The sequence below is a fragment of the Nonomuraea sp. B5E05 genome (assembly GCF_039880665.1).
Lineage (GTDB): Bacteria > Actinomycetota > Actinomycetes > Streptosporangiales > Streptosporangiaceae > Nonomuraea.
The window spans coordinates 1-1,101 of sequence record NZ_JBDPMJ010000097.1 but is presented as its reverse complement, the minus strand read 5'-3'; the positions used below and the strand labels follow the sequence as shown (position 1 = coordinate 1,101).

The following is a 1,101-nucleotide window of genomic DNA, read 5'->3' as shown; positions in this document are numbered from 1 at the left end:
GGGTTGAGCACCGTGTTGGCCTGCGCCTTGACGAAACGGTCTTCCTCGTCGGCGGTGAGGTAGTCGATCTGGTCGGTGACCTTGCCGTCGACGACCTTGCGGTAGGGCGTCTCGACGAAGCCGAAGGCGTTGATGCGACCGTAGGAGGCCAGCGACCCGATCAGGCCGATGTTGGGGCCCTCAGGGGTCTCGATCGGACACATCCGGCCGTAGTGGGACGGGTGCACGTCACGGACCTCGAAGCCGGCCCGCTCACGCGACAGACCACCGGGGCCCAGCGCGGACAGACGCCGCTTGTGCGTCAGCCCGGCCAGCGGGTTGGTCTGGTCCATGAACTGCGACAGCTGCGAGGTGCCGAAGAACTCCTTGATGGAGGCGACCACCGGGCGGATGTTGATCAGGGTCTGCGGCGTGATCGCCTCGACGTCCTGCGTGGTCATCCGCTCGCGCACGACGCGCTCCATGCGGGCCAGACCCAGGCGGACCTGGTTCTGGATGAGCTCGCCGACGCTGCGCAGGCGGCGGTTGCCGAAGTGGTCGATGTCGTCGATCTCGACGATGACCTGTCCGTTGGCGCCCGGCATCGACTCCTCGCCCGCGTGGAGGCGGACGATGTATTCGATGGTGGCGACGATGTCGTCTTCGGTCAGAGTGCCCTGGGTGATCTCGGCGTCGACCCCGAGCTTTTTGTTGATCTTGTAGCGGCCCACCTTGGCCAGGTCGTACCGCTTGGGGTTGAAGTAGAGGTTCTCCAGCAGGGTCTGCGCCGACTCCTTGGTCGGCGGCTCACCCGGCCGCAGCTTGCGGTAGATGTCGAGCAGCGCGTCATCCTGGCCGGCCGTGTGGTCCTTCTCCAGGGTGGCCCGCATCGACTCGTACTGGCCGAAACGCTCGAGGATCTTCTCGTTGGTCCACCCCAGTGCCTTGAGAAGCACGGTGACGGCCTGCTTGCGCTTGCGGTCGATGCGCACACCGACGCTGTCGCGCTTGTCGATCTCGAACTCCAGCCAGGCACCCCGGGACGGGATGACCTTGCAGCCGTACAGATCCTTGTCGGACGTCTTGTCGACGTTACGTTCGAAGTAGACGCCGGGCGAACGG

1 pseudogene is annotated in these 1,101 nt (G+C 65.5%); it reads right to left on the bottom strand.

From position 1 onward, the window contains the following. Nucleotides 1-1,101 (bottom strand): annotated as a pseudogene (locus ABGB01_RS45950) (DNA-directed RNA polymerase subunit beta); the annotation flags it as partial.